Genomic DNA, 26,853 nt, shown 5'->3' on the forward strand with positions numbered 1-26,853 from the left:
CGAACTATAGAAGCACTTGACCAAGCATTAACCAGGATTATTAATGAGTGTAGTTCCAATGACAATGCTCTTGCCTGGTTTGCTCCTTGTGGTCTATTCATCTGAGAACCGCTGTGATTGTAATAATCCATTGAGCTTGGGCAAGCGCAACAGTGGAATTCTGACTTCTGCCGAGGCAAACAAACCATTATCAGCCAGAAGTAAATCCTGCCGATAGCCACGCACAGTCTCCTGCCCGCCTTCGCTGATCTGTTCTAAGGCTAAGAGTGATCGATCAGCGAGCTGCACATCGGTTCGTAGCAGCAGCAGTGTATCAGGAGCCAAGAGCCGCACATATTGTGCCTGTCCTCGCCATGCGAAAAAGCGGCTATCGGGAGGGGCTGGATTGATGGTGGCATTGAGAGCATTCACTCCCACACTAAACTGAGAGCGCAACGCAAAGACGGTACGCCTGTTGCGCCATGTGTAGTCTTGAAACAAGCGCAGGGCAGTCAGGCGAGTCTTGCCCTGCCCATCGGCTCCTGGAGAGAGAAACGGAATCTCACCGTCCAACAAAGTGGCTGCTGTTTCGCGATGGCTAGCAGTCAATCCCACCGCCAATTCTTGCGTAGGGGTTTGTAGCAGCGGTTGTCGCACCGACAATTCCACATAGTTAGAGTTGGACTGGATATCCAGCACGTCAAACGGTGCTTCGATGACGCGGTTAAAGGCAAACCCACCGTTGAGCGTGAGTGTGCCATTGCGAGCATTAAAGGGCATGGTGTAGCTGGTATCGACCACGTTACTGCCAGCCGTATTGGTTGGTATAAGCAAGGCTGAGAGCATCACCCAACCCCAAGAGGTTTGCTTCCGTGAATTGGAGTTGACGGCGAAAGGTGCCGACGCTGGGCGATCGTCCATTATCGAGGCTGAGCTGGAAACTGCGTGTGGGCGCTTCCGTCACACTGACCGTCAGCAAACTTTGCCCTGGTTACGTGCCAGCAGATAACTCGGCTGACACGGTTTTGAGTAAGGGATTGAGCTGCAAAAGTTGGAGTGCTTGCAGTAGGCGATCACGATTGAGTGGTTTCTTGGCTGCGATCGCGAGACGACTCCGCACATAGTTAGGCTTGAGCCTGCGCGTACCCAGAATTTTGATGTCTTCCAGCCCACCTTCCACCACTTGAATGATGACCACTCCACCCTGTAGCTTTTGCGGTGGGATATAAGCCCCCGTTGTGATGTAACCACGGCTGACGTAGAAATCCGTAATCGCAGTCCGTGCTGCCACCAGTGATGCGAAGGACACATCCCCTGTAAACGGATGTGTGATAGCGGTTAACTCTGAGGCTGTAAAGACAGTGCTACCCACAATCTCATAGCGATCAACGTGAATTTTGTCCGAGGTTCCTTCCAGCCCTGAGCCTGGCGTTGTCGAGCAATTGCTCTGGTGGTGGCAAGGGTGGCGTGATGGGAACATTGGGACGGGCGGACGATGGCGTGGGGGGAATGACATCCTGCTCAGGCGGAAGTATTGGCGCTAGCGACCCGCTAGGCATGGGAAATTGGGCGATCTTGATTGTCTGAGCACCAAGCGGACTAGCAAAGAGACCACTTGCCAAAAGCGTTAAACTCAACCGGAAGCAGCGTCCCGACCAGTTTTGGCTGCTATGACATGAACGATTGAAGATGAGAGCGGTGGAAGAAGTAGCAAACTCAGGGCTGCCATTGGCGCTTCTTTTTCCTCTCCAATCGATTGCTTGTGCAGGCATAGCAAAGGCTCTCTAAGGCAATGACAACATTAAGCGCTGCTAAACCATTACAGGCTGGCTCGATCAAACTTAGTACTAATGGATAGCTTCCCTTTTACCAGCCGCTAAGTAGGTAGCCATGATTGATGGTTGAAAAGGGATTTGGGGCGTTGCTCCTCCACACCCAAACTATCTTCAGTTTAATGATGTCCAATTACTTAGTGTGATTAGGTGATGTAATTAGGTCAAGTGCAATATACCGTTTATTAAACAACAGCTATCGCGCATAGCTGCATGAGAAGATACAAAACTCTTTGCCATTGGCTTTGTCTGATTCTCCTGCTACAAGACTCATCAAACAGTATGTCTAAACAGACTTAGAGGTTGGCGATTCCTCGCTTGAGGGCAATAATCGTTGCTTGGGTCCGATCTTTAGCTCCCAATTTGCTTAAAATGCGGTTGACGTTTGATTTAACGGTGTTTTCAGTAATGTGCAATGCAGCACCGATCTCTAAGTTACTCATTCCTTGAGCGATCAACTGAAGGATTTCTAATTCACGATCGGTCAACTCTGGATGACTCATCCGCTGTGCCAACTTTGCACCAACGTTCGGTGGAATATACTGCTGACCGTTATGAACCGTACGAATGGCGGTTCGTAGCTCGTTCGGTTTACAGTCCTTCAGCAGATAGCCCTTTGCACCAGCCCGCAGACCACGATAAATATCTTCATCGCTATCATAAGTCGTCAAGACAATGATGCGAGCGGTATTGAATTCAGCACAAATTGCTGTGATGGCTTCTACTCCGTCCATTTCAGGCATTCGTAAATCCATCAGAGTAATATCTGGTTGGAGTTGGCGGAAGAGGTTAATGGCTTCAATACCACTTTTAGCTTTACCAACCACTGTCATATCCGCCTGTTTATTGATGATGACAGCGAGTCCTTGCTGGACGATCGCATGGTCATCCACAAGCAGAACGCGAATGGCTGTTGTTTGCTCCACACTACTTAGCCCCGACTCACAACAACAACAATTTCTGTACCTTGGCCCGGTTGACTTTGAATGACTAACTCAGCACCCATTTTTTCTACCCGTTCACTCATGCCCAGTAACCCAAAGCCTTTAGTGGCAGATATTTGACCAACATCAAACCCCTGTCCATCATCTTTGATCCGTAGGACGCATTGGGTTTCCTCACAAACTAATTCAAGATGGATCTGAGAGGCTTGGGCATACTTAACCGCATTGGTTAAGGCTTCTTGTCCAATCCGCAACAAGTGGTTCTCCACATCGGGTAGTAAAGCATAGGTAGCACCGATAGTTTCACACGTGATATTGGTGTTCGTAGACAACTTCATCTGAGCTGTTAAGTGTTTGAGGGCATTGAATAAGTTACCCTCTTCTAAAAGTTTGGGGCGCAGTGCTGCTACCGATCGACGCGCTTCCGAGAGGCCTGTGCGGGCTAATTCATCGACAGTCTCTAGGTGAGCTTGTATGGTTACGGCTTCTTCAGGAATTTCCTCTGCTACGGCTCCAACGTGTAGCAAAATGCCAGTAAACGCCTGAGCTAGCGTATCATGAATTTCTCGCGCCATGCGGTTACGTTCATCCAAAATGGAGGCCTTTTCGGCTCGTTTGCGATCGCTAATATCCTGCCCAATGCCAACAAACAGTTGATTCGCCAGTCGAATGTTTGTCCAAGAAGTGTTGACCAAGTGATTAGCTTTTGTTTTGAGTTTCAGGTCTAACCAGGTACCAGTTGCCGCTAACATATGCTCCAGAATCTGCTGCTGTTGTTGGGGGTCAGAGATCAGTTCAGCAATTAAATCAATATGGTGCAGATTTGTAGTTGACCAACCCAAGATCTGCTCAAATTGGCGATTGACGAACTTGATCTGTCCTGTTGTCTCATACAGTGTGATCATGACTGGAATATGATCCACAATCGTTTGCAGGAGCTGTTTTTGTTGGCTCAGTTCTAGAGTCCGCTCTGTTACCTTCTGTTCTAAAGTGCGGGCATGCTCTTTGAGATTTTCCCAGAGCAAGTAACTACTACTCATAACGGTAGACCCCATAAGCGCCAGCAGGGGAGGAATGATGATAATCCACCAACCGACTAAAAACAATCCATAGGCACTGCCTAGAAGCATCGCTCCTAACACAATGGCTCTAACTATGATTTGTCTCGGCGATCGTGATACCCATCCTATTACGGCTCCGATTACAGACCAGGCAATGGTCCATCCCCACTCAAGTGGATCTGACCAGACCTTTAATAAGGGGCGACCATCCAACGCTGCACTCAGTAATTGACTTGCAAATAGAGCGTGAACCTCAATACCAACCGATGTTGATATTGCATTGGTTGTATAGGAGGTGAAAAAGCGATTTTCAAGGCTTTCGGCGGTTAATCCAATCAATACAATGCGATCACGCATCAAGTCTTGAGCTACACGCCCTTGCAAGACATCGGTCATTGAGACACTGCGGAATCCATTGGGCAATTTGGAGAAGTTTGATAGAATTTGATACCCGCCGTTGTCAATGTTCACGTAACCCCCATCATTAGGTTCCAAAGTTGTGAACATGGCTCGTCCCAACCGGAACTGAGTCTGACTAGCATTCATCGGTTCCAACTGGATACCCTTTTGTTTGAGATACACAGCGGCTAAGTGTGCTCCCAACGTCATAATCGATTTTCCATTGCGATCGGTCAAGAACAGCAAACTGCGACGAATTCTGCCATCCGCATCTAAGAGGAGATCGCTGGCACTCACTTGACCATGCTGCTCTAGAACAGGAGGTGCCTGAACGACTTCACCCTGAGCAGTTTTAATGACTTTCTCAATCCCAATTAGATTCGGCGTGGACTTAAAAACATTGACTAGTGCCTGATGACCTGGTTCTGCTGGCAAATCTCGATAAAGATCCAGCCCAATGACTTTCGGTTGCTGGCGTTTGATCGATGAAAGCAACTGAGCTAGCGTCGCATCTGACATAGGCCATCGTCCTAGTCGCTTAACGTCGTCCTCATTGATCGTGACCAGAACAATGCGAGCATCCGCAGATTCAGTGGGACGGAGGCGAAACATCTGATCCAGTGCCATTAACTCCATAAACTGGAGTGCCCCCACGAACCGTAAAAGCAGCACTCCTCCGGCAACAGTAGGAACCGCGATCAAAACTCCACGCCAATGCCAAAGATGCTGCTTTAAAGGTGCCCACATAGTTTAATTGCAATATTTAAGTGCGTTGCAAAGCAGTTCCCCTGTGGGGTAATCGCTCAAGGCGAACTTGGTTGGCTTAACGTTTTATCGAGCATGGCACTCACCCCACCAGATTGCAAGAATTCATTCCACGTAGTCTGGATGCTTGGGTTATTCGGTTGGGTCTGCTGTAGCTCAAACAGGGCTGTGAGCGTATCGTACCAAACGTCTGCTTTTTGGTAGAGCACAACCCGCTCCCTCAGCGGTGTCTGTTGAATTTGGCGTAAGCGAGTTAGATCAAATTCGATCCGTTGGACCATGCCTGTGACGAAGCGATCGTTGAGACGACGGTTGGGGTCACAAACGACGGCAAAGGACCAGGTGTATTGTTCACCAACGTTTAGCGGCGGTGCTTGAGCGGGAAGGTTCAGGCGAATGATACCAGATGTGTTGGTTAGGTCCAGTGTGGTGCGATAGACTCCCCGTCCGTTGTCATCGCGAAGACTAAATTCGGCAGTTTTGGCGCTGGTTTTGGGGACATAGACGAGAAAAGACGGTCGCTCTGCCAGAGTGGTACCGGGTTTCGTTGTCGGACTGAGGGCAATTAATCCCGCATCGGTTTTGGGCATCGCTGCATCTTGAGGGCAGACAATTGAATCACGCCGCCCTCCAGATGCCGTGCCACTAGGATTTTTACGGGGAGGAGGATTGCTTTGCGTTAGTTGTATCATTTGCTGTTGAGGTACGATTTCACCTGCTACAGCAGGAGCGATTATCCCAAAGGGAGAAGTGCTTTGCATCGCCAATGCTGTCAGGACAACACTAATTGGTACACAACAAAATCGAAATTTGAGTGAAATCATAGCGTCTTAAAACCTCTTTCATGGATAAATAAGTTAAAGCCAATTTCCTAAAAGAACGAACGCTGCCCAGTAGTAGGGCGATGTATAGCCTGCCTGGTGCAATAAGGTGATCTGGGCGCGGCGAAGAGCTTCGGCTCTTGTGATGTCGGGTTTTCCTAACTCACGATAAAACTCAATCATCAGGGAGGCGGTGGAGAGGTCGCTGACTGACCACAGAGAGGCGACTGTACTGCGTGCGCCCGATCGCACTGCAACCCCTGCCATGCCTAACGCCGCTCGCTTATCTCCAGTTGCCGTTTGACAGGCGCTAAGGACGAGCAATTCGATCGGGCTGAGCTTTCGTTCTCTTGAGCGCAGCAGTTGATCTAATTGTTTGACATTAATGCGTCCATCCCAAGTGAGGATGAAGGTATCATCAGCATTGGAGCTAAACTGTCCATGTGTGGCTAGATGGATGAGTTGTGATGGTGTGGAATCAACCTCATTTTTCAGCGCTTGATTGGTAAAGGTTTGATCCAACAGTACCTGAGACGGAATTTCGGCTTTGATTTGGCTAATTTCAGTCACCACATTTGGCAAGGCTGAAAACTCTCCCTGAGCTTGACTCAGTCCTGCCAAGAGTCCTTTTAGTTGCAGACGATCGATCGCTTGAGGTTGCAGCAGTTGTAGACCGGGATTGAGCACCACGCTGTATTTTTCGATGAGATACCGTTGACCATCGTGCAGGGCTGCCATTGGCAAACCACGCAGCGAGCCATCAGGCACAAACACGAGGGTTTTGATATTACTGGCTGCTAATGCCTCTTCCTCAGGGCGCAACAGCAAAGCATAGATCTGTTGAGCGATCGGCAACCAATCTTCCACAAAGGCAGTCGCTCTTAGCCCCTGGAGCATCTGGGTAAGAATTTGCTCGACTTTCGCTTGCGGCAGCGAGGTTTTGTGATAACGCAAGGGTTGATTGGGCAAAGACAAAATGACAGCAAATTGATGCGGCAAAATGATGGGATAAACGACTGCCGCATGGGGATCAATCTGATCAATCTTGACCGGACGCGCTGTAATGCAGGCTTCTCTAAAAAAGTTGTCGAGTTCTGCCAACTGCAACGCTTCAATCGTCTCACGTGCCTGTTTTAGGTTTTCCTGACTGGGCACATTTGTCTCGGATTGCAACAACAGTTCGACAAACTGACGGTAGACAGGTTCAACACTTTCTCGAAAGGAGAATTGCACGTCTTGATTAATCGCTGCCAGATCACTGCGAAGCGATTGTAGGGTTTTCACCGCTTCTGCATAAGCAGCCATTGCCTTTTGCATTCCAGTGGACGTGCAGGGCTGTTGACCTTCACATAAAACGCGTCCGAGCTGCCACTGCCACTGATAGGCAATGTCGGGGGCACCAATGGACTGAGCTAAGTTGAGGGCTTGTTGAGTTAGGGTTTTGGCATTGTTCCATTGTTGGGTGGTTTCATAGAGCCCCCCTAACGTGCCAAGCGCATAGGATTCACCTCGGTGGTCGCCGATCGAGCGAATATGTTGAATTGCCGTTGCGAGTTCTTGAGCGGAGGGTTTGAGCAGATTGGCAGATGCCGCTTCTGTGCGATGACGGCTGAGCTTCATTGCGCTTTGAGCCAAATCAATGCGAGCATACGCCGCCAGACGACTAGGCGGTAGTTGGGCAAGCTGGGATTGAATTTGGGCAAATAGACGCTGAGCCTCTGTTAGTCGGTTGGCTTCCACCAGTAAACTCAACTGAGACAGTTGAATTTGGGTTTTTGCCATAAGCGAGGGAGCGGTTGCAATCGCGTTCTGATAAAAATTTAGGGCAGTATCAGTCTCCCCCCGAGCGCGAGTGGTATTGCCCAAGCCGAACAAAATACTGCTGATATCTGATGCAGGCAGTTTATCTGGGAGTTTTTGAGCAATCGTCAAACCCTGCTCTAGAACTGTGCGGGATTGCACTAAATCGCCAACTAAGCGCAGCATTTTGCCGAGACTTCGCAACCCAGTCACTTTCAGACGCGAATCGGGCTGGTCTTGTAAAGACTGGCGCACTTGCGCCAGAAGATCGGTGGCTCGTCGGTACAGTCCCTCTGCTTGGAGCGCTCTTGCCTGATTAATCTGGCTGCCTAAAATCCCGTTGGGATTGTTTGTTTTGCGGTAAAACGATTCTGCCTGTTGCCAGGTTGCTAATGCATCTGATGCTTTACCTTGCGCGAGTTGCAGCTTTCCTTGTGTGGTGAACACTTGAGCGAGAACCCGTGAGGTGTCATTTGAGGCTGGGCTTTGAGCATTGAGTAATGAGATTGCCTGAGCGATCGCGTCATTCGCTGGATTCCACTGACCTAAATCGGCAAAGGCAGTCGCCAGAAAACTCAGCACCAGCGAGCGATTGAGCGCATCGCCATCTTTTGCGTAACGGGTAGCCGCTTGTTGCCACAGGTCGATCGCCTCTAAAAATTGCCCTGCTTGGTAACGGGTTTCTGCCTGCTGCACTTGAGCTGAAGCAGAGGATGGTACAGCTTGCCTGATCGTCTCGCCGTTAACCCCGTTGACATCGCTTTGTACTGCTACCGCGATCGCTGTATGTAAGCTCAGGGTCATAAGCAATCCCGCTAGAGCAAACGGCAGCAACCACCGCCTTCCTCGGTTGGAGAAGAGGCGCTGTAGGATACGAACTCCTTGATCGATTCGCTGGCTCCAGTACCTCTCATGCATTGACATGTGCGGCTCCTTCCGATGCTAGCGTCAGCAGACGTCTGTTATTAGCTGGATTAATATCCTATGGTCGCAAGTATTACGAACTTAGACTAGGGAAGATAGATAAGTTAACGTAACTTAAATTTTTACTGCTTTCCTTGACAGGAGGTTGAGTGATTCAACCAGTTATGCGCTGCATTGAACGAATTTTGCATGGTTGAATTCTCCGTGTTCGCAACCAGAATAATCTCTCCAGTAGAAATTGTTTGCCATCTGGTAGCCTCGGTGATTGGAATGTAGGGAAGTTTTGAGTTTTGAGTTTTGAATGTTGAATGATAAGAGTCTCCGGGTCTCCGCGTCTCGTTCGACTGAGCGCTCATGCCGAGGTCCGTCTCTCCCCGTCTTCTCTGCTGAGCCACCGTGAGAAGTTCGCGATCGTCCCACTCCGCGTCATCATCGAGTTGTTGCTCTGGTCTGGGCGGCAAACCACCGCGACCTGTGATAACAAAGGAATCGCCGCGATCAGCGGGACAACCCTGAGCAATTAACCGAGATGAGTCAACCACGCCTGAGGGCAATTGGACTAAACCCGAAGTGGGATCAAACCGATCAATGTTAACTTGCACCGTTCCCTGTTGAGTAGACGTGGCTCCAGTAGCAGTGATATCGCTCAAGGGTGTGTCTTGCGGACGAAACTGGATGCCAAAAATACCGGAGGTATTAATCGTCACGTTGCCACCACGAGCGTTGACCGAGTTGGCGCTGATGTTGCTATCTTCATTGGGAACGGCAACGATCGCCCCTGCATCAATTTGAATGTTGCCACCATTGCCTGTACCACCTGCAATTGCTGAGACTCCGCTAATTTGGCGCAGCAATAGGGTATCTCGAACTTGAAGTTGAATATTGCCTCCTTGACCAGAGGCGGTTGAGGCAGTAATGCCTGCTTGGTTGTTGAGAGTAATCGAATGAGCTCGAATGCTCAAGAGTCCTGCTGGACCTGTTCCCGCATTACTTACATCAACTCTTGCACCATTTGTCATCGTTAACATTCCAGTCGTGATGGTTGCATTTCCAGACACGCCGGTTGGGGCTTCTGGTGCTAGCAAGGCTGGATCTTGAGGCTGTTCAGTTGTAAACCGAAAGCCAAAGGCACCCACAGAGCTAGGGGCAGAAAATTGAGTGCCGTTGCCGTCAATCTCGATCGACTCCCTAGCGTTAATAATTAGACTTCCAGCACTTCCATCTCCGATAGTGACAGTATTGATGGTTCCTCCTGCCTGAACCCGCAACTTTTCTGTATGGATGGTCAACCTCCCAGCTTCTCCGCTGACTGTGCCTGCTGCAATGTTGCTCTGCCTAAGGAAGTTTGTGCCAATGACTTCGATCGCTTCGGAAGTATTTATAGTTACGTCTCCACTGCGACCAGTGCCAACGGTTGTCGTGCCAATGGAACCGCCATCAACGACCCTTAACTGACTTGTTGATAATGTGATATTGCCCGTATCGCTAGAGTCCACTGCTATTGCAGCAACAAGGCTACCAAGTGTAGAACTGGAAGCAATGCCAATGACTTGCATACTGTCTGTAGCATTCACATTGATCTGTCCAGTTTGACCAGAGCCATAGGAGAAGGCAGAGGCGATCGCGCCCTCCCGGACAATAAAGCGTTGAGTCTTAACGGTAAGATCGGCTCCGCTTCCCGCTCCCAATGCTTGGCTTTCCAGCCCACCAAAAACACTGCCATCCAAACTCGTTCCCCTCAAGTCCACAAGTTCACTGGCAGTGACAGCAATACTTCCCCCACTTTGCCCTGCCTGATTTTGAATGAGCAGTAGGGAGCCATCCGTAAGCGATACTTGCCCCCCTTGCACTTGAATCACACCGCTATTACTAGCATTGACTAATGCTCGCTGCGATAGATGAATCTCTCCAAATGATTGAATGCCTGAATAACCCAAGGCAAATCGATCTCCTACATCAACTTGACCATCGCGCACGCTGCCTAGTTCAATGCGTCCTTGTTCTGCTGTCAGAACGCCACCTTGGATGTCAAGATTGCCACCAATCAAGGCGAGCGTTTGTCCGGTTGAAACCTCCAAACCCGTGGCGGCCTTTCCCACCGTGATCGGAACGAAGATCGAACCTTGAGATAAGTTGTAGCCAGTTCCCTGAACTCTAATCGGTGCTGGATTCGTCCCCATCTGCAACCCAACTGGAACACTGACCGTCAAGAGCGGCGTGGTTTGAGGATTGGTGGCACTGTACTGAAACTGATCGGCAAAGTTGATGCTGTTGGCAGTGGTGGCAACAAAAGAACCCCCAATGTTTAGTCGAGCGTTAGAACCAAATAGAATGCCATTGGGGTTGAGTAAAAACAGATTCGCTGTACCATTCGCTCGAATCACCCCATCAATACTCGAAACTGATCTACTCGTAACGCGGCTAAAGATATTTTGTACATCCGTTGCATTATTGAAGTAAGCAGCCCCACCTGTCGGAATCGAAAATTGGCTGAAACTATGGAACAGGTTACCACCTCGCCTGGCTCCACCATCAATTTGAGCGTTGGGATCACCTGAAACTTGCGATCGCTCCCCTACAGGCAACGTACCGTCAGGTACGACTTGCGCGGCGCTCGGTTGAACCCAAAGTAATGCACTCACGAGGCTGACCGTCAAAGCACTGACTTGAACATGCAATCGATTCATGTTGCCATCCTCTGTCGCATTGATAGGGACAGAATAGGCTATTTTGCATGATTACTCCAGCTAAGGCAGGGACCAGACACAGCAAGAGCAGAAAATTAGTTCTGTTTTCACTGATTTACCGTCTGCCGTTGCAGGCAACTGATTGAGACAACGACTTCTGTACCGTTGGGTCAGATGTATTAGCAATCAATATCACATCTCCACTTGCCGTCTTCTGCCAATCTGTCGCTTCAATGATTGAAGCAGCAGTTGTTGCTTGGGAAACAACTCCAGGGCGTGAGCCTTCTGCGTTAGTGCCTGATGAGGATAGCTTTCTGGCTCCTCTCTTGTGCATCTGCTGAGCCACCGTGAGAATTTCGCGATCGCTCCACTCCGCGTCATCGTCGAGTTCTTGTGCAGGTGTTGGCGGTAAACCACCGCGACCTGTGATGACAAAGGAATCGCCTCGATCAGCCGGACAGCCTTGAGCAATTAACTCTGACGCATCCACCAAGTCGGTGGGTAATGCAACTAACCCCGATGTTGGGTCAAGTCCGGCAGTCGTGACATCGATCGTGCCCGGTAAAGCAGACGTTGCACCTGTAGCCGTGATGTCACTCAAGGGAGTGGAAACTAAACTGGGCTGAATGCCGAAGATGGAAAAAGCATTGATGCGGACATTGCCCCCGCGAAAATCTTCGGAATTGGCACTAATGTTGCTATCTTCGTGCAGCACTGCAATGAGGAAGCGGGTATCGATACTGATGTTGCCACCAGGAATGTTTTCTCCAATTGCATTGGTTGAGATATTACTGCCATTGCGGAGGAGGATGAAGGGCGATCGCAAATTGATATTTCCACCACCACCCGTTGTATCGGCACGGATTCTACCCCCATTGTTGAGGTAGATGCGATCGGCATCCACAAACAAGTTGCCAGCAATGCCCGTCCCTGAACTGCTGACGGTGACTTCTGCCTGATTTTGAATATTGAGGGTGCCTGTGCGGAGATTTAAGTTTCCCCCTGCACCGCTTCCACCTGTTCCAGCGGCAATGATGGAACCATCTCCAGTCAGCGTAACGGAATCAGGAGCGGTAATAGTTAGCTGTCCGCCATTGCCGCTGCCGGAGGTAGAGGCAGAGATTTGAGCACCGCCTTGCAGGTTCACCCGCACACTCTGCCCGTTCCCCTGTGGTTGAATGGTCAAACTGCCTGCATCAGCAGCCGTGGTGGTTTGAGCAAATAGACCACTGGTCGCCCCAGAAAGCTGAATATCGGGAGCATTTACCGTGATGTCTCCTGCCCGTCCATTTCCAGTGGTGCTGGTAATGAGTTGCGCCCCCTCCTGAACAGTGAAGCGTCCAGTCGTAATTTGGATATTGCCGCCGTACCCAGTAGAGTTCGGCTCAGTATTGGCAAAGAAACCGCTAGCAGAACCCGTTTCGCGGATGGCATTGACAACATTGGGAGCGACAGGAGTGGGATTGTCAGGAGTGGGAAATCTAGCCAGGCGATCGACGTAATTGGGGTCGCTGCCAGCGATCCTGATCTGCTCTCCCGCGTTGACTGTGATATTGCCCGCTGCTCCCTGCCCAAAGGTAGTGGTAATCAACTGTCCGCCGTTGACTGCCTCAAAGGTGCGGGTGGCATTGACGCTGATGTCTCCCCCCTGCCCATCGCCTCGGCTGCGGGCGCTCAAGGTGGCCCCATCGGCAATCCGAAAGGTCTGCGTAGCAATGGTAATATCGCCTGCGTTGCCTGCTGTATCACTGCTGGTAAACAACCCGCTGGGCAAGCCATTGCTCGGAATACTGCCAGAGATATCGACTCTACCGGCCTGAATGTCGATATTACCTGCATCTCCCTGTCCTTGCGTACTGGCATTAATGAGACCGCCATCTTGTAGCACTAGAGCCCCGGCTCGGATACGAAGATTTGCCCCAGATCCAACTCCGTCTGACTGCACTCCTGAGGTAATCCTGGTAGATTCTCCCGTGTTAGAAGATGTTGCGCCCGTGAGCAGGATAGTACCCCTGATATCTAAATTGATGTCTCCCCCAGGACCCTGACCGATCGAGGATACTTCCCCAATGATTCCAGCATTAGATCTCAAGATGAGATCTTGAGCTTGAATATTAATGCCACCAGAACGGCTCGGGTCCCTAGAGAATACAGCGCTAGATATCCCAGTAGTCAAGTAACCAGGAGTGTTTCCTCCATCCATGACAACCGTAGTGCGGGCATTAATATTGATCGGTCCTGCATTTCCCTGTCCAGCCCTGTAGGCAACCAGTTGAGACCCGCGTGCGATCGCTAGCGACCCAGTGGTGATGTTGATACCGCCAGAGTTCCCAATGCTACCTGTTTCCGCAGGAGCAACTACAAAAGACAGGTCATCCAAAGAGACCGTATTGCGAGCATTGATCGTCACACTGCCTGCATCGCCCTGCCCATAGATAGCAGCAGTCAGTCGAGTATTCCGTGTGAGCGCCAGCGACCCGGTGGTGATGTTGATACCGCCAGTGTTGCCGATGCCATATGGGGTCACGTCACTGGATATAAAAGAGTTATCCAAAAAGACCCTATCGCGCGCATTAATCGTCACACTACCTGCATCGCCCTGCCCATATGTGTCAGCACGCAGCTCAGCGAACCCTGTGACCGCCAGCGATCCGGTGGTGATGTTGATACCGCCAGTGTTCCCGATGCTATCCGGGGTCACGTCACTGGATATAAAAGAGTTATCCAAAGAGACCGTATCGCGCGCATTGATCGTCACGCTGCCTGTATCGCCCTGCCCATAGGTATCGGTACGCAGCTCAGCCAACTCTGTGACCGCCAGTGACCCGGTGGTGATCTTAATGCTACCCGCATTCCCAATACCGCCAGGACGCACTACGTTGTCGATCGAGCCACCATTAAGGGCAATCGTTTCGGTCGCATCGAGCTGAATGTTTCCCGCTTGCGCGCCGACAAAACCTAACCCGTCGTTAATTCCTGCTTGAAGCCTACTGTCCTCGTTCAGGGTCAAGTTCCGAGCGGTGACAGCAATACTTCCACCACCCCCTGCACGAACGTCTAGAAGAGTGTCACTGAGGGAAACATCGGCGCGCGCTAGCGAATCGGGAAACCTCAAATTTATCGTATTGCCATCCACCGCCAGCCCCACCCTGCCTGATCCGGCGACGCCTCCTAACTCAACTCGACCACCCCCAGCCTGCAAACTTGCTCCCTGGATCGTGACATTGCCGCCCACCAGCGCTAGCGTTCTGCCCGGTTGCACCTGAAGCGGGGTTTGAGTGTTGAGCGTAATCCTATAGGGACCACCGCGACCAAAGACGTTATTCGCATCCCACTCACTTAAAGGTAACCGAGAGCTAGGATCGTTAGGCTCACCCAATGCGCCAAAGATAAGACCCTGTGAACTAAGAGGGTTGTTACCGAAACTGGAAACGCCCAAGTAATAGGTGCCAGTAGCAGCAGGGATGAAGGGTTGGTTCAAGGGCACACTAGACTGCACAGTGGAGGCACTGTCATCGTTGCTCGCTAAACCCAAGCCATTGCCATCGAACAAAAACAACTGGGTATCTACCGCAGAGCCACTGACAGTCGTTGCCCTGAAGGGCAACCCTTGTGGTAGGAGCAGTTGGTACAGGTCCACATCGCTGGCACCGTCCAAATTGCCATTGATTGCGTTTAGGCGTGCTCCACCCGTCGCGCTGTTGGCTGGTTGAGCTGTACCCAAAAGCTCACCCGCATCACCCGTCTCAGTAAATACATTTTCAGGGGCAGCCTGCACCACAATATCTCCTGGCTGGCTGTTGAACTGCAACCCGATCGGCACACTGATGGTCAGCAACGGAGAAGCCGAGGGGTTGACGGCACTAAACTCAGTGCCATCCGCAAACACAATGCTACTGGCGGTACTGGCGACAAACGAACCACCAATATTCAAGCGGGCACTCGGTCCAAAGATAATCCCATTGGGGTTAATCAAAAACAGGTTTGCTATACCATTTGCCCGAATCAAGCCGTCAATATTCGAAATGGAGCCACCCGTAACTCGTGTCAGGATGTTTTGCACATCGATCGCATTGTTGAAGTAAGCAGACCCACCCGTAGGAATCGAAAATTCACTGAAGCTATGGAATAGGTTGCCACCTCGTCTGGCTCCCCCATCAACCTGGAAGTTAGGGTTGCTAGAAACTTGTGATCGCTCCCCTACAGGCAATGTACCGTCAGGCACGACTTGCGCTGCAATCGATGGAGCATAAAGCAATGTGTTTAAGAGAACGCTCGTTACAACCCATCCACTCAGATACGATCGATTCATTTGTCGCCTCGCGCTTACATCGGTATGGATAGGTTAAAGCTATCGTGGCTTTCGTTTAACCCCAACCGCTGCAAAGTTCCCTGGTATAGCTGTGTTTGTCTAAAATCTAATTAATATATGAAGCTATTTTCGACTCGTCGTCTAACGAGAGTTGCTACTTCTTATGCCAGAGAGTGTGATTCATCTATCCAACTAAATGGTGAGATCGGATCAAACTTAAGTTTGCCTTCAAACTCCAACTTAAGCTTGAATCAGCTTCATCCTTGGGAGTGCTTGATTGCTCACTCTCTTGATAGTGCAAAAATGCCAACTTCCAACAGGTTACAAACCCAAGGCAGTTACCTACAGTTAGCTCATGCTAATCAGCATACCCAACTGGTGGGTATAGAGCATCAGTTTACCTAAAATTAATCACCAGAAGAGGTTCTAAGCGATCGATCCCGAGTCGCATACTTTCCGTCGGAGGCATCAGTGAATCATGATCATAACCACAGTTTGTTATCCGTTCTTCCTTCAATACAAGATCACGTAAAAGGTGAGTTGAGTGCAACTGTAGTGTTAGTGATGTACGGAGACTATCAATGTTCTCAATGTGCAGAGGTCTACAGGTTAATTAAAGATGTTCAACAGCAGCTTAACGTTTCCTTTTGGGAGAATTATTTGTGTTTCATCTTTCGGCATTTTCCACAGCGTCCAATCTATCCTCGTGCTCAACGAGCGGCAGAAGCAGCAGAAGCAGCAGCGGCTCAAGGTCAATTTTGGCAGATGCATGAGACATTGTTCAACCATCAACACGAATTAGGGGATGGCTATCTAGTAGAGTATGCCAGTCATCTAGGACTCAGTATTCGCCAATTTCTACAAGATTTATCGAGAGGAGTGTATGTCGATCGCATCAATGAAGATATTGAAGGTGGAATTCAAAGTGGGGTAATGGTTGCACCAGCACTGTTTATTAACAACCTTCAATACACAAACCAATGGAGCATTGAGCCATTGATGGCAAGCATTGTCAACATTATTCATTAAGGTTTTTGTTGCTTATCCTAACAAGTATCTCAACGAGGAGCATTTCATGATTTCTACTCCATTACCGATCAAAAACGATTTCGAACCTTTGAAATTGCCAACTCAAATTGATTCTTTCAAGAATTTTCCAGTCAAGCACGCACTCATGCATGTTGCACAAACAGCCGCAGAGGCACTGAAGCATTCTTATACTGTTCAGGTTGAATATAGTAATGACACTCAAACAGTTTCAATTCGAGCAATTGAGCCAGAGTCCAGGCATCTTATGTTCGTTGAGTCCTTGTCTCCCCGCGAGTTAGAGGTATTGCAATTAATTGTTGAGGGCGATAGAAATCCTATCATTGCTCAAAAGCTTTACATCGCTGAGGCAACGGTTAAAACTCACGTTCGCAGTATTTTGCAAAAGCTTTGCGTCAGCGATCGAACTCAAGCCGCCATTCGCGCCCTCCGAATCGGTCTAGTTCACTAGCAATAAGCCGATGTGAAAAAGGCTATCAATGTCCCATATAACTGTAAACATTTGGTTGATATGTCATGCACATTTAGCCTCAATCATTTAAAGGCGGCATTTGTTGATGCAGTTATCCAGGGGTTTTTAGCTCATGACATAATCTTTCTGGTTTTTTGGTTCTCGCCTTAGCATTGTTGCCGACTAAACTACAACTGAGGGACCAATATGATCTGATTGAAGGCTATTTCCCACCTGGCTCACAAACTCCTCCCCGTCGCCACACCCGTTATTCTGAACAACTTTATGTGCTGGAAGGTGAATCCACAGTCTGGGCAGGTGAGAATAAGGTCATGCTAGGCGCAGGTGAAAGTTTCTTCATTCCTATCGGCACAGCTCATGTTATTGCCGCACTCAGCGAAAAGTCAGCTCGCGGATTATTCATTGCTGCCCCCAGTGCCTTTGCACGCCTGATTGAAACGGTAGGGACACAGGATAAAACAGCAACATCAGATATGGCTCTCTTTGAGCGCATTAGTGCTGAAATCGGGGATAAAACTCTAGGTCCGCCCGAAACTTTACCTACCGGTGCAATGAGAATATAGCAACAGTAAAGCCTATACCGCAGACAGCTTACAGCCAAATCTGAAATTCATTTGGCAAACGTCGGTGGTGATCTAGCCTACTAACCCAAGTAAGCAACGATTGTCTTTGATCAACCTGTTTTGCCTGAAATCAAGTCTAATGACTTCCGGCTCACTTCCTCCTGCTTTCCGCCAATTCAAGTCATTAAATCGCGTTTTAACTCAAAGAACTTGAGTGGTGTGTATTGGACGATCGCAGAAGAATGAAACGTAACCAATCGGAATATCAAACTTACCAACCAAAAGGAGAACAAAATGAGTAGCAATCCGATAACCAGCCAAGACATGAAACTCGAAGTTGTGGTGATACCCGTTGCCGATGTCGATCGCTCCAAAGACTTCTATAAAACACTAGGATGGCGATTCGATGCTGACTTTCCTGGCGAGAATGGCTTCCGAGTCGTGCAATTTACCCCACCTGGATCACAAGCCTCGATCATCTTCGGGCAAGGAGTGTCGTTAGCCGAGCCAGGCTCAGTTCAAGGCTTGTATCTCATCGTTTACGACATTGAAGCAGCCCGTGCCGAACTTGTTGAGCGGGGTGTCGAGGTGAGTGAAGTGTTCCACGACATCGGCGGGATCTTTCACCATGCCGGAACTGAGGGACGAGTGCCAGGTCCCGACCCAAAACGTGGCGATTATGCCTCCTATGCCTCGTTCAGTGACCCAGACGGCAATGGTTGGATACTCCAAGAGGTTAGGGTGCGGCTTCCCGGACGGTAAGCGATCGCGTGCGCTGTCCTGTCAGTTCAAATTCAAGCATCAATTCGCACTCCCTCTGATTCCGTTGATTGACTCGTCTAGTCACGTCCCTTTTAATTCATTTACATTAAGGAGATTGACCATGCAATTCCAGAAATTTACTATCGGCATTGCCCTGGCAACCCTTGCTGTCGCTACACAGCAGCACGAGACTACTGCCAGCCCGGCATTAGCATCTCATGTTTCAACTAAGTATGACGTCACCCTGCAACAGTTGGGATTACAAACGAACCAACTTCAAACAACTCAGTCTCAATCAACCCCGTCTCAAACACCTCAATCTCAAACAACTCAGTTCCGGTCACAAAAAAGTATTGGAATTGGTCAAGCTGGGCAATCCTTCTTCAGCCATCCGCCACAGTTGGTGCGGGCTGCTGCTCTGCCAAACGGAGGCAGTGTCTCTTCTACCTACGAATTCACGTTGACCGTTCCTCAAGATGCTGGACAGCCTCTTAAAGCAGTAACGATTGCTCAAGCACCTAGCGCAGAAACGGTCAAATTTAATGTTACCAACAATAGAGCATCCATCGGCAGACGATTTGCAGCAGGACCTGAAATTCGTTTGGCAAGTGTCCGTGGTGATCAGTCCACCAATCTAGGTGAGGCAACCGTTGTGTTTAATCAACCTGTTTTGCCTGGTAATACAGTCACGCTCTCCCTTCCGGTTCAGAAAAATCCACATTCGAGTGGTGTTTATCTGTTTGGGGTGACCGCTTATCCAGAGGGAGAGAACGGGCTTGGGCAGTTTTTAGGCTATGGACGCATCAACTTCTACGGCAACTCAAACTAAGAAGAGTTCCACTCGCTGATTTTAGGGATGAATTGAACATCAGATGGCTTAGAGGCATCCGTTCAATTCCTCCCACCCCTGGGTACAGCTCAATTCACCTGCCTGTTAAAAGTCCAGAAGAACACCCATTTAAGTCGCGATTTAAATCAAAGAACTTGAGTGGTGTGCATGGGGCGATCGCAGAAGAATGAACAGTAGCAACTTGAACAGCAAACTTACTAACCAAAAGGAGAACAAAATGAGTAGCAATCAAGTAAACCGTCCAAACATGAAACTTGAAGTCGTGGTGTTCACCGTTTCCGACGTTGACCGCACGAAGGCATTCTACGAGAAGCTTGGCTGGCGGCTTGACATTGACGTTGCAGCGGGCGGCTACCGCAACGTGCATGTGACACCACCCAACTCGGACGCCTCAATCATCTTTGGCAAGGGAGTCACTCCAAATAGTTCTGGCTCGGCGCAAAACCTGGTTCTTGCCGTGGATGACCTCGATGCCGCCCGCAAAGACTTGATCGATCGTGGTGTCAACGTCAGCGAGATCTTCCACTACGCTGGCGGACCCTTCAACAATGCTGTAGAGAACCCGCGCGTCGATGGGCGCGACCCGGAAGGTCGTTCCTATTTCTCCTTTGCCTCGTTTGAGGACCCAGACGGGAACCTCTGGCTACTACAGGAAATCACAACGCGGCTTCCTGGTCGCCTGTGGGATGCTCCACAAACAGACGTTGCAGCCTTGGCAACCCTTCTGCGCGAGACGGCAGAACACCACGACCCTTACGAAAAGACACACGCTAAGCATGACTGGTGGGACTGGTACGCCCCCTATTTGAGTGCGCGTCAGAATGGCAGCAGTTCAGAAGAAGCCGCTGCCGCCGCCGACCGTTACATGAAGGAAGCTTCTCCTGTTCTTTCTAGATAATGCGGTTAGCAGTAACGGAACATCGATCGCTGAAGAACAGAAGCAAAAGTTACGACATGGAGTATGACCAGGCAATGGGTAGAGAAGTAGAGCAGCAGAAGAGCCAAGGAACTACTTATCATCCTCTCTACCCCTTCCATCATCAATGCAATGTCGTGCCGTGCTAGTCAACAAGATTTAGAGGATTTACAGATGAAGATTTTTGTTGCCGGGGGAACAGGAGCGATCGGTCGCCCACTACTCAACCAATTACTTGCTAAAGGACATAATGTGGTCGCGCTGACCCGCTCGCAAGAAAGAGCACAGTCATTTGCGGCACAGGGAATCGAACCAGCGATCGCCGATGTATTTGACCCAAACTCAGTCAAAGAAGCCATTGCTCACGCTCAACCGGAAGTCGTGATTGAACAACTCACTGCTTTACCCAAGACTTACACTCGCGAATCCATGGCTGCGGCAGGTCCTCTGAATACGCGCATCCGGTTAGAAGGTGGAGCCAATGTGCTGGCGGCAGCACAGGCAGCAGGGGTGCGCCGTTACCTGAGACAGTCGATCGCCATCTGGGGCATTCCTGGTGCTGGATTGGCAGATGAGGAAACGCCTCTAGTGCTTGATGCTTCCCCCGTCGTTGCCGCAGAGTCTCGCGTTATGACTGAGATTGAACATCGTTTATTGGAATCCAATCTCGAAGGAATTGCCTTACGCTATGGTTTCTTCTACGGACCCGGCACCTGGTTCAACTCGGATGGCGATGTAGGGCAACAGGTGCGGCAGCAACAGTTGCCAATTGTGGGCAATGGCGAAGGCATCTGGTCATGGTTACACATTGAGGATGCCGCGATCGCCACAGTTGCAGCGGCAGAGCAGGGCAATCCTGGTATTTATCAGATTGTCGATGATCAACCTTTAGCCGTGCGCGACTGGCTCCCTGCGTTTGCTCGATCGCTGAATGCTCCACCCCCACCGCGAGTATCGGTTGAAGATGCGCTCAAACTGGAAGGCGGTGCGGATATTGTTTACTACCAGACTCAGATGCGAGGTGCATCAAATGCCAAGGCAAAACGCGAACTGAATTTTCAACCACGATCCTTGGAATGGATGGTTAACACCGTTGCGGCTCATGCCAGTTAACAGTTTTCATAACTCACTGTGGATAGCTCAAAACATCACGAGACACTAGAAGGAGAAATTCATGACCACTGCCAAAATTCTCGCGTTTGCCGGGAGTGCTCGCCACGATTCTATCAACAAAAAACTGGTGAAAATTGCCGTTGAAGGCGCTAAAGCCGCAGGTGCAGAAGTGACCTACCTGGATTTCCGCGATCTGCCCTTACCGCTCTACGATGAGGATTTGGAGGTGGCTGAGGGCATACCAGAGAATGTCCTCAAGCTCAAAGCTCTGATGAAAGCGCATCAGGGGTTCCTCATTGCCTGCCCAGAATACAACAGTTCAATCACTCCACTGCTGAAAAATGCGATCGATTGGGCATCGCGTTCTGAACCGGGCGAACCTCCACTAGCGTGTTTCAACGAAAAGGTTGCGGTGTTAATGAGTGCTTCCCCTGGAACGTTGGGAGGCTTAAGAGGATTAGTTCACGTCCGTTCCATTCTTGGTAACATTGGGGTTTTGGTGTTGCCAGATCAGCAGGCAATTGGGAACGCTCATCAAGCGTTTGATGACAATGGCAATCTGAAGGATGAAGCCAAACAGACAAGTATCCTGCAGCTTGGCAACAAACTTGCAACAGTGGCTGCCAAACTTAACCTCCCTGTCTAAACAAAGTAGAGCCTTTCAACGTTTCAATGATCCAGGCGGTAAAGGTGTAGCTTTCCAGGTTCACACCACCGTGGCTCTTGGGCAAAAAACCTGCAACTTGTCTGAGCAGGATAGTTTCATCGCAACTTGACTGCGACTGTGTATGAAAAAGTTTGACCAGTAGCTTTCAACAACATTGGAGAACAATGATGACCCAAGCAAATATGACTCAAGCAAAGCAGCCTGCTGATCCAACCCCTCCAACCCTGGAAGGAAAGCTGGCTCTGTTACGGAAATTGAGGGATGAATTGGGCAGTGGTGATACTATTCGTCGCCTCTTTTTTGGTGACCTGGAACCCATTGCACTTCAACCAGGAGGAGCGGACACGGTTGTTCATCTTTACAACAAAGCCAATGATGTCACGATCGCCTATTGTGTCTCCTACGATGTCTTTCTGGCTGCCCGCAAAGGACGAGTCACAGAATTCGATCCCGCCGAAATCAAATAGAGATATGGTTAACGCTGTATCTAAAAGAGCGTGGCATTATGTCGTCAATTGAAGAAGTGACAAAGGCAATTAATCTGATCATTGCGCCCGTCGTCACGATTACAGCTTGTGCCATCGTAATAAATGGCTTGATTGTGCGGTACGGTTCTCTCGGCGATCGCTTACACATCATCAACCAGGAACTGAACGATTTGCAGGAGTCCGATCTGGCTCACAATCGGCACAAAGCTCAGAGGGTACAAGAACTTGAATCCCTGCTGAGGGATCTTCTGAAGCACCATCATTTCGTGCATGATGCCCTTGTTCTTACGTATACTTCCATCCTGATTTTTATGCTGGATATGCTGGTCATTGCCATAGCAGTCGCCACTAATGTCAGTTGGTTAGCACAGATGGCACTGATCGTCTTTCTTGGTGGAGTTGCTGTTCTATTTGGGGGAATGGTTTTGATTGCCTACGAGCTTCGCACATCTCACTATTCCATTCAATTAGAAGTGCATCGTACTTGTCGCCTGTGCCGACACCAACACACAAAGCCGATAGGAAATTGAACTGGAAGCAAAACATTCGCAAAGACCTCCGCATTCAAGCAAGGGTAAGTTCTCGTGTTTTCATAACTCCCTGCGGATGGCTCAAAACTCAACAACCATGTTCTTAAAATCATCAGAGGTGTTGTCATGAAAATTGTTGTCATTGGTGGCAGTGGACTGATTGGTAAGAAGCTTGTGAGCGAGCTACGTGAGCGCGGGCATGAGATGGTGGCAGCATCCCCCTCCTCAGGTGTCAACGCTGTTACAGGTGAGGGACTGGCTGAGGCGTTAGTGGGTGCTCAAGTTGTTGTTGATGTGACGAATTCCCCCTCCTTTGAGGATGCTGCGGTGTTGGAGTTCTTTGAGAAATCAACCCAGAACCTGCTGGAAGCAGAGGCAGACGCGGGTGTGGCTCATCACATTGTGGTGTCGATCGTGGGAGCCGATCGCATTTCAGATAGCGGCTATATGCGTGCGAAAGTTGCTCAGGAAAAGTTAATCCAGTCCGCAACAATACCCTATACGATCGTTCGCGCTACGCAGTTCTTTGAGTTCATCGAACCAATCACGGCTCAATTTCCCACGGATGGACAAACGATTCACTTGCCCCCTGCCTTTATCCAGCCCATCTGGTCAGATGACGTTGTTGCCGCACTGGTGGATATCACACTGGCAGCGCCAGTCAATGACATTATTGATTTAGCGGGTCCAGATCGGTTCCGTTTCGAGGAAATCATTCGCCAATTCCTGAGTGCAACTCACGACTCACGTCAGGTGGTTGTAGATAGTCACGCCCGTTACTTTGGTGCAGTGTTGAATGATGAACTCGTTCCGCAAGGCAACTCGCTCATCGGCTCGACCCGTTTCGAGGACTGGCTTAACCGCTCGATCGCTCAAAGACCAGCAATGAGAATTTAATGCTGACCTAGGTTCAGTTGATGACACAAAGCCCAACATCGCGTAACTACTGAGTTTTGCAACGCTCGACTCAACCGACACCTGTCTAATCCGCGATCGGCTTGATTCAGCATGAGAGCACATCGAACGGATTTCTATTCATCAACTCGTGTTCACGTTTGTATTCACGCAAGGAGAACTCAAATGTTTACTAGATTGCTTCACGGATTTGCATTCGTAGCACTCTCCCTATTCGCAGCTTTTTCCATATTCACAGCACTCCCCGTATTCCCAGCTTCAGCCCAGGTGTTGGGTGAAAAGGTAACGTTGGTCTTCGATCGCGCCCTTCCCAATGTGCCCGGCAAAAGTATGAAAGTTCAGGTGGTCGAATATGAGCCAGGTGTCTCGTCGATCCCTCACACCCATGCAGCCTCAGCTTTCATCTATGCAACAGTCCTGGAAGGTGCGATTCGTAGCAAAATCAATGATAATCCGGCGCAGGTGTATCACGCTGGTGAGAACTTTTTTGAATTACCTGGCGATCATCATCGTGTCAGCGCCAATGCCAGTGATACTGAACCCGCGCGCCTGCTAGCAGTGCTTATCGCCAATACCGATGAGCAGAACCTGGTCATAAACGAAGAGTAAGACGCAAAATTGCCCACAAGGGTTTTTGTGTATCGACACTACCGAAGTTTGAACCGGAGACACTCTAGAGCTAGTAAATCGGGATCATAGCAACATCACCATTGCTGATATCACTTAACGTTATGTGCGTGAACAGGACAATCCAGAATTACTTCATCACGCAGCTCACCTGAAGTAGATCAGGTCTAACGACTTCCCTTGCTGCTGCTTTCCTCCAATCCAAATGATTAAGTCGCGTTTTAACTCAAAGAACTTGAGTGGTTTGGGTTGTGCAATCGCAGCAGAATGAAATTAATCGAGGTGGGCAGCAAGCTCACTAAAGCCAATAAATTAGACAACACCTAAAACGAGGACACACCATGAAAATGCAGAAAGTATGGTTCATTACCGGAGCTTCCAGAGGCTTTGGGTTAGAAATTACCAAAGCAGCCCTGGCAGCAGGTGATCGAGTCGTAGCAACGGTTCGCCGTCAGCCCGCACAACTCGCCGCCACCCTGGACAACCACCCAGAGCTGTCTGTTGTGCAGATGGATGTTGCCCAGGAAGACCAAGTACAAGCGGCTGTCAAGCAGGGCATTGCCCGTTTTGGTCGAATTGATGTCTTAGTCAATAATGCTGGATATGGCATGGTGACGGCAATTGAAGAAGCCACCGATGCTGAAGTCCGCAAACAGTATGACACCAACGTGTTTGGGTTACTGAATGTGACGCGTGCCGTGTTGCCGCACCTGCGCCAGCAAAAGTCTGGGCACGTCATTAATATCTCGTCTATATTTGGCTACGATGTGGTTCCGGGCTGGGGCTTGTACGGCTCTACTAAGTTTGCAGTCGAAGGGATCTCGAAAGGGTTAGCGGTCGAACTGGCACCGCTCGGCATTCACGTGACGACAGTCGCCCCCGGTCTTTTTACGACCGACTTCCTCAGCACTGACTCCTATGTTGCCGCTAAAACCATCATCGACGATTACCAGGCAACAGTAGGACGGATGCGGAGCGGAACTGATGCACTACATGGGAACCAGCCCGGAGATCCGAAAAAGTTTGCTCAGGTGATGCTTCAACTCGCCAATATAGAACGTCCGCCGCTGCATTTGCCCGTCGGGAAGGACGCGGTTTCGATGTACCAGAACAACGCCACGAAAATGGCACAGGAAATTGAAGCGTGGCTCCCAGTCGCAACCAGCACCGACCATGACTACCGAGTAGCGGCTTAGACCATAGCCTGATCTACAACATTTACACAATATTTCCAAAGGGGTTTTACGATGAACACTGAACAGAAAGTTGCTGTGATTACGGGTGCATCGCAGGGCATCGGCGCAGCCCTCGTCAAGGCGTATCGCGATCGTAACTATCGGGTAGTTGCAGTCTCGCGCTCAATTCAACCATCAGATGATGATGGAGTCGTAACGGTGTCGGGTGACATTGCCGATCGAAAAACTGCTGAGCGTGCAATTATCGAAGGCGTCACCCGCTTTGGGCGCATTGACACACTCGTCAACAACGCTGGCATCTTCATTGCTAAGCCATTTACCGAGTACACCCAAGATGATTACGAGACGTACCTGGGCACCAATATTGCTGGCTTCTTTCACATGACGCAACTCGCCATCGCCGAGATGGAGAAGCAGGGCAGTGGTCATGTTGTGCAGATCTCAACGAGCCTGGTTGACAACCCGATCGCTGGCGTACCGTCCGTACTCGCGTCGTTGACGAAGGGTGGACTCAATAGCGCAACCCGATCGCTGGCGATTGAGTATGCCAAGCGTGGTATCCGCGTGAACGCCATTGCGCTGGGGAACATCAAGACGCCAATGCATCCTGTCGAGACCCATGCCCAACTCGCTGCCATGCACCCGAATGGTCGTATGGGCGAGATCTCCGACATCGTCGATGCGCTCCTCTACCTCGAATCAGCCAGCTTTGTGACAGGCGAAATCCTTCACGTTGATGGCGGTCAGAGTGCGGGTCATTGAAGGCATGATCTACGAATTACGCATTTATCACGCCATGCCCGGACGGCTACCAGCGCTGCTTTCGCGCTTTCAGAACCACACGTTACAGATTTGGGAAAAGCATGGCATCCGTCAGGCTGGCTTCTGGACGACGCTAATTGGCGAGAGCGAGAGTAACCTCACCTACCTGCTGGCATGGAACAGCATGGCTGACCGTCAGGAGCGTTGGAGCGCCTTTCTCGCTGACCCCGAATGGATCGCGATCAAAACCGAAAGCGAGAAGGATGGACAACTTGTGCAGAACATCCGCAGCGAGTTGCTGGCACCGACCGCCTTTTCTTCAGTGCAGTGAATGGTGGGGCGATCGATGAAACTTGCCCCTGTCACAACTGAATCGTGCTGGTAATAGCTACATAACCACAATAAATTCAGCATCAGTTTT

General features: G+C 49.9%; 21 protein-coding genes and 1 pseudogene. 15 read left to right on the forward strand and 7 right to left on the reverse strand.

Annotated features, from left to right (window positions below; all coding sequences use genetic code 11):
- Window positions 1–117 precede the first annotated feature (117 nt).
- From H6F76_RS31265 to H6F76_RS00305, 7 genes and pseudogenes are all read right to left on the reverse strand, one after another.
- Window positions 118–1,559 (reverse strand): annotated as a pseudogene (locus tag H6F76_RS31265) (ShlB/FhaC/HecB family hemolysin secretion/activation protein); the annotation flags it as partial.
- A 548-nt stretch (window positions 1,560–2,107) separates the two neighbouring features.
- Window positions 2,108–2,737: a response regulator transcription factor gene (locus tag H6F76_RS00280; protein ID WP_190448496.1), complete on the reverse strand. Its 630-nt coding sequence runs from the start codon at window positions 2,735–2,737 to the stop codon at window positions 2,108–2,110.
- A gap of 5 nt (window positions 2,738–2,742) precedes the next feature.
- Complete coding sequence (locus H6F76_RS00285) at window positions 2,743–4,962, reverse strand: CHASE2 domain-containing protein (RefSeq protein ID WP_190504910.1); 2,220 nt, start codon at window positions 4,960–4,962, stop codon at window positions 2,743–2,745.
- A 56-nt stretch (window positions 4,963–5,018) separates the two neighbouring features.
- Window positions 5,019–5,741 (reverse strand): DUF928 domain-containing protein, encoded by a 723-nt coding sequence (locus H6F76_RS00290; protein WP_190504912.1) that lies wholly within the window; start codon window positions 5,739–5,741, stop codon window positions 5,019–5,021.
- A 96-nt stretch (window positions 5,742–5,837) separates the two neighbouring features.
- On the reverse strand, window positions 5,838–8,405 hold the full coding sequence (locus H6F76_RS00295; protein ID WP_242036448.1) for a CHAT domain-containing protein: 2,568 nt from the start codon (window positions 8,403–8,405) through the stop codon (window positions 5,838–5,840).
- 242 nt (window positions 8,406–8,647) lie between these two features.
- A complete protein-coding gene (locus tag H6F76_RS00300; RefSeq protein WP_190504915.1) occupies window positions 8,648–11,212 on the reverse strand; it encodes an S-layer family protein in 2,565 nt (854 codons plus the stop codon).
- A gap of 115 nt (window positions 11,213–11,327) precedes the next feature.
- Entirely contained in the window at window positions 11,328–15,524 is a 4,197-nt protein-coding gene (locus H6F76_RS00305; protein WP_190504917.1) for a filamentous hemagglutinin N-terminal domain-containing protein, read from the reverse strand.
- A gap of 471 nt (window positions 15,525–15,995) precedes the next feature.
- On the opposite strand from H6F76_RS00305, the gene H6F76_RS00310 reads away from it, so the two are divergent.
- The 15 genes from H6F76_RS00310 (at window position 15,996) to H6F76_RS00380 (ending at window position 26,763) form a co-directional block, all read left to right on the forward strand.
- On the forward strand, window positions 15,996–16,553 hold the full coding sequence (locus H6F76_RS00310; RefSeq protein WP_190504919.1) for a thioredoxin domain-containing protein: 558 nt from the start codon (window positions 15,996–15,998) through the stop codon (window positions 16,551–16,553).
- A gap of 46 nt (window positions 16,554–16,599) precedes the next feature.
- Window positions 16,600–17,022: a response regulator transcription factor gene (locus H6F76_RS00315; RefSeq protein ID WP_190504921.1), complete on the forward strand. Its 423-nt coding sequence runs from the start codon at window positions 16,600–16,602 to the stop codon at window positions 17,020–17,022.
- A 155-nt stretch (window positions 17,023–17,177) separates the two neighbouring features.
- Window positions 17,178–17,606, forward strand: a complete 429-nt coding sequence (locus tag H6F76_RS00320) for a cupin domain-containing protein (protein WP_242036450.1) — start codon at window positions 17,178–17,180, stop codon at window positions 17,604–17,606.
- Window positions 17,607–17,900: 294 nt separating this feature from the next.
- Window positions 17,901–18,368 (forward strand): VOC family protein, encoded by a 468-nt coding sequence (locus H6F76_RS00325; protein WP_190504924.1) that lies wholly within the window; start codon window positions 17,901–17,903, stop codon window positions 18,366–18,368.
- 121 nt (window positions 18,369–18,489) lie between these two features.
- The gene (locus tag H6F76_RS00330) at window positions 18,490–19,197 is read left to right on the forward strand and encodes a DUF2808 domain-containing protein (RefSeq protein ID WP_190504925.1); all 708 of its coding nucleotides are present in this window, start codon (window positions 18,490–18,492) and stop codon (window positions 19,195–19,197) included.
- Between the two features lie 238 nt (window positions 19,198–19,435).
- Complete coding sequence (locus H6F76_RS00335) at window positions 19,436–20,116, forward strand: VOC family protein (RefSeq protein ID WP_190504927.1); 681 nt, start codon at window positions 19,436–19,438, stop codon at window positions 20,114–20,116.
- A 192-nt stretch (window positions 20,117–20,308) separates the two neighbouring features.
- The gene (locus H6F76_RS00340) at window positions 20,309–21,247 is read left to right on the forward strand and encodes an NAD(P)-dependent oxidoreductase (RefSeq protein WP_190504929.1); all 939 of its coding nucleotides are present in this window, start codon (window positions 20,309–20,311) and stop codon (window positions 21,245–21,247) included.
- Between the two features lie 61 nt (window positions 21,248–21,308).
- Window positions 21,309–21,893 carry an NAD(P)H-dependent oxidoreductase gene (locus H6F76_RS00345; protein ID WP_190504931.1) on the forward strand — a complete coding sequence of 195 codons (585 nt, stop codon included), beginning with the start codon at window positions 21,309–21,311 and terminating at the stop codon, window positions 21,891–21,893.
- A gap of 185 nt (window positions 21,894–22,078) precedes the next feature.
- The gene (locus H6F76_RS00350) at window positions 22,079–22,381 is read left to right on the forward strand and encodes a hypothetical protein (RefSeq protein ID WP_199305193.1); all 303 of its coding nucleotides are present in this window, start codon (window positions 22,079–22,081) and stop codon (window positions 22,379–22,381) included.
- A gap of 38 nt (window positions 22,382–22,419) precedes the next feature.
- A complete protein-coding gene (locus H6F76_RS00355) occupies window positions 22,420–22,932 on the forward strand; it encodes a DUF2721 domain-containing protein (protein ID WP_190448508.1) in 513 nt (170 codons plus the stop codon).
- Between the two features lie 126 nt (window positions 22,933–23,058).
- The gene (locus H6F76_RS00360; RefSeq protein ID WP_190504933.1) at window positions 23,059–23,829 is read left to right on the forward strand and encodes an SDR family oxidoreductase; all 771 of its coding nucleotides are present in this window, start codon (window positions 23,059–23,061) and stop codon (window positions 23,827–23,829) included.
- A 183-nt stretch (window positions 23,830–24,012) separates the two neighbouring features.
- Window positions 24,013–24,456 carry a cupin domain-containing protein gene (locus tag H6F76_RS00365; protein ID WP_190504935.1) on the forward strand — a complete coding sequence of 148 codons (444 nt, stop codon included), beginning with the start codon at window positions 24,013–24,015 and terminating at the stop codon, window positions 24,454–24,456.
- A gap of 359 nt (window positions 24,457–24,815) precedes the next feature.
- Entirely contained in the window at window positions 24,816–25,670 is an 855-nt protein-coding gene (locus H6F76_RS00370; protein WP_190504938.1) for an oxidoreductase, read from the forward strand.
- 51 nt (window positions 25,671–25,721) lie between these two features.
- Entirely contained in the window at window positions 25,722–26,432 is a 711-nt protein-coding gene (locus tag H6F76_RS00375; RefSeq protein WP_190504940.1) for an SDR family oxidoreductase, read from the forward strand.
- A gap of 4 nt (window positions 26,433–26,436) precedes the next feature.
- A complete protein-coding gene (locus tag H6F76_RS00380; RefSeq protein WP_190504959.1) occupies window positions 26,437–26,763 on the forward strand; it encodes an NIPSNAP family protein in 327 nt (108 codons plus the stop codon).
- Window positions 26,764–26,853 lie beyond the last annotated feature (90 nt).

The organism is Leptolyngbya sp. FACHB-321 (assembly GCF_014695975.1).
Taxonomy (GTDB): domain Bacteria; phylum Cyanobacteriota; class Cyanobacteriia; order Leptolyngbyales; family Leptolyngbyaceae; genus Stenomitos.

Coding starts and splice junctions, on each gene's coding strand:
- H6F76_RS00285 (WP_190504910.1), bottom strand. CDS start 4,962: ATGTGGGCACCTTTAAAGCAGCATCTTTGGCATTGGCGTGGAGTTTTG.
- H6F76_RS00290 (WP_190504912.1), bottom strand. CDS start 5,741: ATGCAAAGCACTTCTCCCTTTGGGATAATCGCTCCTGCTGTAGCAGGT.
- H6F76_RS00295 (WP_242036448.1), bottom strand. CDS start 8,405: ATGACCCTGAGCTTACATACAGCGATCGCGGTAGCAGTACAAAGCGAT.
- H6F76_RS00300 (WP_190504915.1), bottom strand. CDS start 11,212: ATGAATCGATTGCATGTTCAAGTCAGTGCTTTGACGGTCAGCCTCGTG.
- H6F76_RS00305 (WP_190504917.1), bottom strand. CDS start 15,524: ATGAATCGATCGTATCTGAGTGGATGGGTTGTAACGAGCGTTCTCTTA.
- H6F76_RS00315 (WP_190504921.1), top strand. CDS start 16,600: ATGATTTCTACTCCATTACCGATCAAAAACGATTTCGAACCTTTGAAA.
- H6F76_RS00325 (WP_190504924.1), top strand. CDS start 17,901: ATGAGTAGCAATCCGATAACCAGCCAAGACATGAAACTCGAAGTTGTG.
- H6F76_RS00330 (WP_190504925.1), top strand. CDS start 18,490: ATGCAATTCCAGAAATTTACTATCGGCATTGCCCTGGCAACCCTTGCT.
- H6F76_RS00335 (WP_190504927.1), top strand. CDS start 19,436: ATGAGTAGCAATCAAGTAAACCGTCCAAACATGAAACTTGAAGTCGTG.
- H6F76_RS00340 (WP_190504929.1), top strand. CDS start 20,309: ATGAAGATTTTTGTTGCCGGGGGAACAGGAGCGATCGGTCGCCCACTA.
- H6F76_RS00345 (WP_190504931.1), top strand. CDS start 21,309: ATGACCACTGCCAAAATTCTCGCGTTTGCCGGGAGTGCTCGCCACGAT.
- H6F76_RS00350 (WP_199305193.1), top strand. CDS start 22,079: ATGATGACCCAAGCAAATATGACTCAAGCAAAGCAGCCTGCTGATCCA.
- H6F76_RS00355 (WP_190448508.1), top strand. CDS start 22,420: ATGTCGTCAATTGAAGAAGTGACAAAGGCAATTAATCTGATCATTGCG.
- H6F76_RS00360 (WP_190504933.1), top strand. CDS start 23,059: ATGAAAATTGTTGTCATTGGTGGCAGTGGACTGATTGGTAAGAAGCTT.
- H6F76_RS00365 (WP_190504935.1), top strand. CDS start 24,013: ATGTTTACTAGATTGCTTCACGGATTTGCATTCGTAGCACTCTCCCTA.
- H6F76_RS00370 (WP_190504938.1), top strand. CDS start 24,816: ATGAAAATGCAGAAAGTATGGTTCATTACCGGAGCTTCCAGAGGCTTT.
- H6F76_RS00375 (WP_190504940.1), top strand. CDS start 25,722: ATGAACACTGAACAGAAAGTTGCTGTGATTACGGGTGCATCGCAGGGC.
- H6F76_RS00380 (WP_190504959.1), top strand. CDS start 26,437: ATGATCTACGAATTACGCATTTATCACGCCATGCCCGGACGGCTACCA.